Below are 9,496 nucleotides of genomic sequence, written 5' to 3' on the forward strand. Positions count from 1 at the left end.
CCAGCATCGCGCTTGCGTATGTCCGCCCCGGCGACAGCATATTGCACGGCCGCCCTATCTATGGCGGGGTCGACATGCTTTACAATGGCATCATGCCGCAATTTGGGTCGCATGCCGCCGCATATCTTGATGGTACGGACGAGGCCGATGTGCGCGCAGCGGCGCAAGCGGCAATGGCCAAGGGCCCGCTCAAGCTGATTATCGCAGAAACGCCCGCAAACCCGACCGCAGCCTTGGTTGACCTTGACCTGATGGTGCGGATTGCGGACGAGATTGGGGAACAGCAAGGGCACCGCCCGCTTGTGGTCGTTGACAACACTTTGCTGGGTCCATTTGCGCAACGGCCAATTGCGCATGGGGTCGACCTATGCATGACGTCGCTCACCAAATATTGCGGTGGGCATAGTGACTTGCTGGCTGGCGGGATTACGGGTCGCAAAGAGTTGGTTGAACATTTGCGCATGCAGCGCACGACTTGGGGCAACCATCTTGACCCCTATACCGCTTGGCTGGTTCTGCGTTCACTTGAATCGGTAGCCGTGCGTACCGAACGCGCGATGGAAAATGCGCGCGGCGTCGCAGAGTTTTTGCGCAGTCATCCCAAGGTCGCGGACGTGACCTATCTCGGTTTCCTTGAAGAAGGCAGCCGCGCCCGCGCGGTATATGATCGGCAGTGCAAGGCCGCCGGATCCACCTTTTCTTTCCACCTGCATGGCGGTGAGGCGGAGGCGTTCCGGATGTTGGATCAACTCAAGCTGATGAAATTGGCGGTCAGCCTTGGCGGGTCAGAAACATTGATCTGCCATTCAGCGAGCACAACGCATTATGCAGTCGCGCAGGAAAAGCGATTGGAAGGCGGGATAACCGATGGCACGATGCGGCTATCGGTCGGGTTGGAACATGTCGACGATTTGATCGGCGATTTGAAACAGGCATTGGAAGCAGTTTGATGGATCTGAACTTTACCGGAACCGATGTGTGCGCCGTTAATGGCACACGAAGTGCACCCGAAGCAAAATATGACCTTGTTGTCATTGGCGCCGGACCAAGCGGCATTGCCGCTGCTATCGAAGGTGCGGCCAACGGCGCATCTGTGCTTCTGGTGGATGAAAATCCCGTGTCTGGCGGGCTGATGGGTAATGATACGCCGCTCTATTTCGGTGGCCGCATGACGGCCGCGACGCAGAATGCAGACCGGATGCTCGAAGCGATTTTCATGAGCATGCCGGACCTTGAAAAGGCGATGGAAGCTGGCGTTGAACTGCTGCTCGGTACCACCGCCTGGGGCGTATATCGCAACGGAACCGGCGTGCAGAGCTTGCCAGAGCAAGTTGTTGGCCTTGCCGATGCCGAACGGTCTTGGTTGGTCGGCTTTGACCGGATTGTGCTCGCAACAGGCGCCCGCGACTTGGCCATTGCCTTTCCCGGCTGGAACCAGCCCGGTGTGATGGGGGCCGCCGCCTTGCAGATGCTGTTGTCGCGTTATGGCGCCTTTTCTGGACGGCGGATTGTAGTTTTGGGGTCGCATGACCTCGCGCTCGAAACTGCGCTTTTGGCTCTGGAACATGGGTTGGATGTCGCCGCTCTGGTGGAGGTTCGCGATACCCCGCAAGGCGATGCTGCGCTCCTCGAAAAAATTACGTCGGCGGGCATTGCCACTTTTTGTGGGCAAAGCATCGCGGCAAGCAAAGGCGGGCTGGATGGGATTGAATCCATCACCTTGACCGACGGCACACATATTGCCTGCGACACCGTTTGCGTCGCCATTGGCCTCATCCCTTCGATTGAGCTGGTCGATGCCATGCATGGCCCAAGGGCGCTTAATGCGGCGCGCGGTGGCTATATTCCGGCGGGAGAACCAAATGTAACGGCTGTGGGTCTGTGCGCTGGCTTGCCCGACACGGGTTTTGACCATGTCGCCTATCGGATGGATTGGGTGCGTGCGGCGCTGCGCGTTAACGCGCCCGATACAATCATCTGCCAATGTGAAGACGTAACACTGGCGGACCTAATCGGTATTCAGCCGCCCAATTATTTGCCGCGCCCCGCCGCGCTTCAGGCCCGCTCGCTTGACACGCTGCTGAACGATGGCCCGGCCAATCCGGATCAGATCAAGCGGCTGACGCGCTCTGGCATGGGTGTGTGTCAGGGCCGTCGCTGCCGCGATCAGGTGGCGATGATGCTGGCCATTGAATCGAATAAGCCATTTGGCAATATTCCGCTGGCAACGCACCGCGCCCCCGTGCGTCCCCTGCCGCTTAAGATTTTGGCAGAATGGGATGAGCCTGCGGCCATGGATGCGGCTTGGGATGTTTGGTTCGGCATTCCAACCCAATGGGTGCCGGTCGAAGATATTGGCACAGAATATCAGGATGCGCATCGCGAGATGCTCTACACGGGGATGTATACATGAGCGGCTCTGAAGTAGTCATAGTCGGCGGTGGCGTCACAGGTCTCAGCGCAGGCTGGTGGTTGGCGCGTTCGGGTGTGAAGGTCACTGTGCTCGACAAGTTCATCGTCGGCTGGGAAGCGTCTGGACGCAATGGCGGCGGCGCGTCACATTATTCTAGCCCCTTGTTCGATGAAGAACAAAGGCTTTGGCCGCAAATGGATGAGCTACTTGGTTATCCCACAGAACATCAAAAAGGCCGCATCCTGATTGCGATGACGGAACGTCAATGGGACCAATATCGCTTCATTGCCGAACGCCACACCCGCCTCAATCACCCAGTCGAGGTGCTTGACGTCAAGCAAGTGCAAGAGGCCGTTCCGCTGGCAGGCGACAATAGCTTTGGCGGCGTGCATTATAAATTTGGCGGCCATGCCAACCCGCAACGCACGGTTCAGGCTTATGCTTGGGCGTTGCAAGATCTGGGTGGCACAATCATTCAGCACAGCCCAGTCACGGGGTTTGAAACCGCTGGCGGCAAGGTCACAGCGGTGAAGACGGCCAATGCGACTTATGGCTGTGATGCGGTTGTGGTCGCGGCTGGACCGCAAATTCCGCAGTTGATGGCGCAATTGGGCGTTGACGTCCCGCTCGCTGCTGCACGCGCGGAAATGATCATTACAGAACCTGCCCCCATGATGCCGCTGGGCGGCGTCGATGGACATAAGATTTATGGCCGTCAGACGTTGCGCGGCAACCTTGCTTATGGCGGCGGGCCGCATGAATGGCTGGATGTCGATGCGACAGGCCCCGCTGCGCGTCCATCGACGCCGCTGGCGCGCAATCTGGCGAAGCGTTTGGCCGAACTCTTGCCCAAGGCCGCGCATCTGAACGTCATCCGTAGCTGGGCAGGTGTGATTGAGAACTCACCCGATGGCCGCCCGATTATTGATCGGCTCACCAGCCCCGACAATGTCGTTGTCGCTTCTATGTCCAGCGTCGGCTTTGGCCTGTCGCCGGCATCAGGCCATGCGATCCGCGATCTCGTGATCGACGGCGCGTGTTCCTTTACCAATATCGACCTTCTCAAACTGTCGCGCTTTGACGGTCTTGAAAAGGATTGGCGTGAAAAGCGAGGGTGGATGCCCATCGCATGAGCCGATATTCAGCCTTCAGCCTGTTGCGCGGCGCTCTTACTGGGCAACGCCACTGGCAGCCAGCATGGCGCGACCCAGAGCCCAAATCGCATTATGATATCATCATAATCGGCGGTGGCGGTCATGGGTTGGCGACGGCATATTATTTGGCCAAGGTGCATGGTCTGAAGAATATTGCCGTTCTGGAAAAAGGCTGGATTGGCGGCGGCAATACGGGCCGCAATACGACGATTGTGCGGTCGAATTATCGGCTTGAGCCTCTGCATAATCTCTTCGAATTTGGCCTGAAGCTGTGGCACGGCCTGAGCGATGAGTTGAATTACAATGTGATGTTCAGCCCGCGTGGCGCGATGTTCCTTGGCCATAGCGACGCCGATATGGTCAAGCTGGCGGAACGCGGCGACGCCATGCGCTGCGACGGGATTGATGCTGATCTATTGACCCGGGATCAGGTGGCAAAGCTTGAGCCGTTGCTCGATATGTCGCGCGATGCGCGCTTTCCCATTCAAGGTGGCTTGATCCAGCGCCGTGGCGGAACCGCGCGGCATGATGCCGTCGCCTGGGGCTATGCGCGCGGTGCGGACAGTCTGGGCGTCGATATCATTCAAAAATGCGAAGTCACCGGCTTTGTGCGCGATGGGGACGGCGTAGTTGGCGTAGAGACAACACGCGGACGTATTGGCGCAGGGCGGGTCGGCATTTGCGTTGCAGGCAATAGCGGCCATGTCGCGGGCTTGGCAGGGCTAAAACTGCCGATTGAATCCCAAACCCTGCAAGCCATGGTGACCGAAGGCGTCAAGCCGATGATCAACAGCGTGATCATGTCGCAATCCTTGCATTGCTATATCAGCCAATCGGACAAGGGCGGCGTCGTTTTTGGCGGCGACCCGGATAATTGGCCAAGCTATGCCCAGCGCGGCCACCCGATGGTGATGGAAGGCGCTGTGGCGCAAGGTCTGGCGCTCGTCCCAGCTTTGTCCCGCCTGCGCATGGTGCGGACGTGGAGCGGCGTTACCGATATGAGTTTTGATGGCGCGCCCATCATTGGCGAAACGCCGCTGCGCAACCTCTTCCTCAACGGCGGTTGGTGCTATGGCGGGTTTAAAGCAACGCCCGCATCCGGCTATACTTACGCCCATACGCTTGCCACTGGAAAGCCGCATGCGTTGAACGCGCCTTTCTCACTCGACCGCTTTGAACGCGGCGCAACCATTGATGAAACGGGGAGCGGCCCCATGCCGAATAGCCGCTAATGATGCGCATACCCTGCCCCCATTGCGGCCCACGTGCGCAATCCGAATTCATTTATGAGCGTACGGTCGATTCCGTCGTGCCACTGGATGCGCCCTCACAAGAGGCGATGACCAAACTCTTCACCCGCAATAATCCGCGCGGCGTGGATGAGGAAATCTGGCGGCACACTTATGGCTGCCGGGCATGGATGGTTTTGACCCGCCACCGCCTCACCAATGAGATTTCGGGGTGCCGCGCTATCGGGCCGGAGGCGTTGCCATGATCAACTTCCGCTTTGATGGTAAAGCCTATATCGCGCAGGAAGGCGACACGTTGGCAGCGGCATTGTTGCGCAACGGCATTGGCCTTGTCGGCCGCAGTTTCAAATATCACCGCCCCCGCGGCATTATGACCGCAGGCGTTGAAGAGCCAAATGCGCTCGTCACCGTCGGCGAAGGTGGCAGAGCCGAACCCAATACCCGCGCTACCGATATATTCGTCTATGAAGGCCTTGTCGCCAAAAGCCAGAACCGCTGGCCTAATTTGTCGTTCGACATGGGGGCGGTTTTGGGCCTTGCTGCGCCTGCTTTGTCCGCCGGATTTTATTATAAGACCTTTTTCGGCTCGGCCAAAAAATGGATGTTCTATGAATATTTTATCCGCAAAGCAGCGGGCCTTGGCAATGCACCCACGCTTGCCGATCCCGATCGGTTCAGCCATCGCGCCGCCTTTTGCGATGTCTTGGTCGTCGGCGCTGGCCCCGCAGGTATGCAAGCGGCGCTCGACGCTGCCCAAGACGGCAAGCGCGTCATCTTGGTCGAACAAGACAATATCCTCGCCCCGTCCTTGCTGCGTGATCGCCAAGAGCAGGATGCAGATTGGATCAACGCGACCGCCGAACGCATCCGCGCCGCAGGGGGCATCATCCTCACGCGCACCACGGCCTCGGGCTATTGGGAACATGATCTTGTTACCCTGACCCAGCGCCTATCGGAGCCGGGGCAAATCCCCGCGCAGGGCGTAGCGCAACGTCTTTGGCATGTCCGCGCTGGCCAAGTCATTCTTGCCACCGGAAGCATTGAGCGGCCCATGGCCTTTGCCCATAATGACCGCCCCGGCGTCATGCTGTCGCAAGCTGTGCGCAGCTATGTCCACCGCTTCGGCGTCGTTCCCGGCAAGCGCGTCGTGATCGCCACCAACAATGACGATGCCTATAAAAGCGCGCAGGCGCTAAAAGACGCAGGCGCGCACATTGTTGCCATCCTCGACGCACGGCCAGCACCTGCCGGTGCAAACAGCGGTCATCGCGTCTATAATGACGCCGTTCCGCTTTCGACCAAAGGCGCGCGGCATTGCCTGAAAAGCGTAAGCGCGCTGGTGGATGGTAAGGCGATGGAATGGGATGCCGATCTGCTCGCCGTGTCCGGCGGATTTACCCCTGTCGTGCACCTGCATATGCAAGCGGGTGGGACGCTTGACTGGAATGAGGATGCGCAAGCCTTCATCCCCGCCAGTTCGCGCCAGAATGTCACGACCATCGGCGGGGCCGCAGAGCCGCAAGCGATATTCAAAATGGTGCCCGTTTCCAGCCCTAAGAAAAGCTTCATCGATTTCCAAAATGACGTGACATTGGCCGATGTCGATCTGGCTTGGGCCGAGGGCTATCGCTCGGTCGAGCATCTCAAACGCTACACCACTTTGGGCATGGCCACTGATCAGGGCAAGCTCAGCAATATGGCTGCGTTGGGACGCTTGGCCGAAAAGCAGGGCGTCGCCATTCCCGAAGCCGGTTTGACCACATTCCGTCCGCCATATACGCCCGTCACCATGGGCTTGATCGCAGGGGCTGGCGCGAAAGATGCCGGCGCGCATGTCCGCCGCCTTGCCTTATATGATCTGCACGCGGCAAAAAATCCGATCTGGCAGCCATTGGGCTATTGGTTCCGCCCGCGCGCGTACCCCATAAGCGGCGAGAGTTTGGCGCAAGCGGCACTGCGAGAGGCCAAGGCCGTGCGCGATAATGTCGGGATGACCGATGTGTCCACGCTCGCCAAATTTGAAGTCAGCGGCCCCGATGCGGTGGCCTTCCTCGAAATCATTTGCGCCACGACCGTCAACAAGCTGGCCGTCGGGCGCGGACGCTACACCTTCATGCTGCGCGAAGATGGCATTGTCTTTGACGACGGCACCGTATGGCGGCTGGACGAAAACCGCTATCTGCTCACCAGCTCCACGGGCGGTGCGGACCGTATGGCGACGCATATCTCTTATGTCCGCCAATTTCTGTGTCCGCATTTGCGCGTGTCTGCCGTCAATGTGCAGGAACATTATGCGGGGCTGGCCGTCGCCGGGCCACAGGCAAAAGCGGTGCTCGCGGCCTTAATCGGTGCAGAACCACCCCGCCACATGTCGACCGTTCCAGCGGCAATCGCGGGCCTTCCGGTCATCATCTTGGCCGCCAGCTATAGCGGCGAACGCGCCTTTGAAATCTATGTCGATGCCAGCCAAGCAGAAGCCGTCTGGGCCGCCTGCGAAGCGCAAGTGAACTCAGTCGGTGGCGCGTTATACGGGTTGGAGGCGATGGAGTTTCTGCGCATTGAAAAGGGACATTTGGTCGTCGGCGGCGAAGTCGATGGGCGGATGACCCCGCATGATCTGGCGCTCGACAAAATGCTCAACAAGGCGGGCGGTTATATCGGCGCATCGGGCCTTGCCCGCCCCGCCTTGTCCGAAGCCGGACGGCGGCAATTGGTCGGGTTGGAGGCGATTGCAGGCGACATTCCCGAAGGCGCGATGCTGATCCCCAGCGACGGCGCATCACCGCAGGGCCATGTCAGCGCGGCGGCGTTCCGCATCGTGACGGGCGGGTCTGTTGCGCTTGGGCAATTGACCGACGGCTTTTCGCGGCATGGGGAAATATTGATCGCAAGCTCACCCACACGCGGGCAACAGGCGCGGGTGCGCGTTGTGGCCCCGCATTTCTATGATGCCGCAGGGGAGCGTTACCGTGACTGAACTGACAATCTCCACCCTGCCCGCCGCCCCGCTGCACGTGTTTGAAATCTGGAGCAATCCAGCGGCGGTGGCCAAACGCTTCAAAGCTGCAATGGGCTTTGCACTGCCCGCGACCGGACGGTCAGGCGGCAACGATGCGCTCCGCCTGATCCGTTTTGAACCCACGGTCTGGCTGGTCGAGGGCGACGCATCGGCACTGTCCGGCATATTATCCGATGACGGCGCGGTAACGGCCATTGGCGGCGGCATCGTCCGCATCCGCCTATCCGGCAAAGGCTGGCGCACGCTCCTAATGGAAGGCGGCGTGTTCGACGCCGAAAGCCCGATTTTCGCCGCAGGATGCAGCGCAGCGACAATCATCGACCATGTCAATGTCCGCCTACATGTCGTCGATGAAACCACCTGCGACGCCTATGTGCCCTTAAGCTTCAGTCAGGGCCTGCTGCACTTTTGGGAACAAGCGGCGGGGAGTTTGGTGGGGTAGGTTTGTTCTGTCGCATCTCGCAGGTGGTGGCCCGTCGTTTGATAGATAAACGAGCGGCCATTACCGGCATCGAAACATTGTTGTTGGTCTGGCCGGAATTGGGTGGTTAGCGGGCGCGTTACCGGTAGCGGCAAGCCCGCCGTCCTATCATAGGGTTTATGAAGCTAAGAAGCGCGCAAGCGATGATGTATCCGTGGCACAATGGCCACCATAAAGTGGGTGCCATTCAACAGAAACACCCCGCTGTGTAGCCATTTTTGCTAGCATTTGTGAGCCTTCGAAATTTCCGTACGCGTCATATAGGCCGTTTGACAGATAGAGGGCTGGATAGCTTTTATCTGCGCGCTTCACCAACTCAAGAGGTGACATGCGTTTCCACTCTGCTTCATCGGCAACATTTTCTTTTGCCCAGAGCCAAACGCCGAAACCAATTTTAGGATCAGCACCCGTTCGCTTGAGGGTGTCTCTCATCGCTGACAAGGAAGCAAAGGGAGATATTTTGTAAACGCCGGGACAAAGTGACGCAATTTTAGCAAAGCGCTTTGGATAAGTGAGGCCGGCGATCAGAACATTCAGACCACCCATGGACTCTCCCAACAGCACCCTTTGCTTTGGAACACCGGTTTTCTTCTCAATTTCGGGCAGCTTGGCCATGAAATCTTCTAGCAGCCCGCTATCCTCCTGTTTGCCTTTTGAAACCAACAACCAAGTCGGGCCGTATGAGGCAACTACAACCACCGGCGGCAAGGCTTTTGTCTGTTGCCAGCTAGCTTGCACCAAAGAGGTCCAATAAGTGTCGTCATTCCAAATTTGTTCATCAAGATTACGGCCATGAAGATGATAAACAACGTCTCCATTTGTGCCTGATTGTGCGCGATATATGCAGTAGTTCAATCTTCCAGAGTTATGGCAGCTCTTGTTTGCTGGAATGAATGATACCTTTTGGTTGCCATGCCGAGCTGTGAGCTGTGTCCAAGCATAATAGCCAGCCACGATCAAGGCGGCTAGCATAAGCCATTTTCCATACGATTTGCGCAAGAACGGCTTATTCATCTTTTTCTCCGTATCATGACTTGTCTTGTGAGCTGCGTTAATACCAACCTGCATTGATCACAACTCACTGGCCCATTTACGATGGCCGATGGTCATAATGCGCCAAGGCTGATCTATGAGTTTGTTCCACGCCTCGCAGCAGAGGTCGACGATATTGTCGTGGGA

At 58.2% G+C, this 9,496-nt stretch carries 8 protein-coding genes; 7 read left to right on the plus strand and 1 reads right to left on the minus strand.

Annotated features, from left to right (window positions below; translation table 11 throughout):
• From ACILP3_RS10000 to ACILP3_RS10030, 7 genes are all read left to right on the plus strand, one after another.
• On the plus strand, positions 1-950 hold a 950-nt coding region (locus ACILP3_RS10000), incomplete at its 5' end, for a PLP-dependent transferase (RefSeq protein WP_395616490.1).
• Complete coding sequence (locus ACILP3_RS10005) at positions 950-2,413, plus strand: FAD-dependent oxidoreductase (protein WP_395616491.1); 1,464 nt, start codon at positions 950-952, stop codon at positions 2,411-2,413. The genes ACILP3_RS10000 and ACILP3_RS10005, both read left to right, overlap by 1 nt.
• Entirely contained in the window at positions 2,410-3,546 is a 1,137-nt protein-coding gene (locus ACILP3_RS10010) for an NAD(P)/FAD-dependent oxidoreductase (RefSeq protein WP_395616492.1), read from the plus strand. Before ACILP3_RS10005 ends, ACILP3_RS10010 begins: the two co-directional genes overlap by 4 nt.
• A complete protein-coding gene (locus ACILP3_RS10015) occupies positions 3,543-4,799 on the plus strand; it encodes a sarcosine oxidase subunit beta family protein (RefSeq protein ID WP_395616493.1) in 1,257 nt (418 codons plus the stop codon). Before ACILP3_RS10010 ends, ACILP3_RS10015 begins: the two co-directional genes overlap by 4 nt.
• On the plus strand, positions 4,799-5,062 hold the full coding sequence (locus ACILP3_RS10020; RefSeq protein ID WP_395616494.1) for a sarcosine oxidase subunit delta: 264 nt from the start codon (positions 4,799-4,801) through the stop codon (positions 5,060-5,062). Before ACILP3_RS10015 ends, ACILP3_RS10020 begins: the two co-directional genes overlap by 1 nt.
• Complete coding sequence (locus ACILP3_RS10025; protein WP_395616495.1) at positions 5,059-7,794, plus strand: 2Fe-2S iron-sulfur cluster-binding protein; 2,736 nt, start codon at positions 5,059-5,061, stop codon at positions 7,792-7,794. The genes ACILP3_RS10020 and ACILP3_RS10025 overlap by 4 nt, the downstream gene beginning before the upstream one ends.
• The gene (locus tag ACILP3_RS10030; protein WP_395616496.1) at positions 7,787-8,278 is read left to right on the plus strand and encodes a hypothetical protein; all 492 of its coding nucleotides are present in this window, start codon (positions 7,787-7,789) and stop codon (positions 8,276-8,278) included. The genes ACILP3_RS10025 and ACILP3_RS10030 overlap by 8 nt, the downstream gene beginning before the upstream one ends.
• Before the next feature lie 156 nt (positions 8,279-8,434).
• On the opposite strand, the gene ACILP3_RS10035 is transcribed toward ACILP3_RS10030, so the two are convergent.
• Positions 8,435-9,331, minus strand: coding sequence for an alpha/beta hydrolase-fold protein (locus ACILP3_RS10035; RefSeq protein WP_395616497.1), 897 nt, complete (start codon positions 9,329-9,331; stop codon positions 8,435-8,437).
• Positions 9,332-9,496: the final 165 nt, after the last annotated feature.

This window comes from Sphingorhabdus sp., assembly GCF_044239665.1.
Lineage (GTDB): Bacteria > Pseudomonadota > Alphaproteobacteria > Sphingomonadales > Sphingomonadaceae > Sphingorhabdus_B.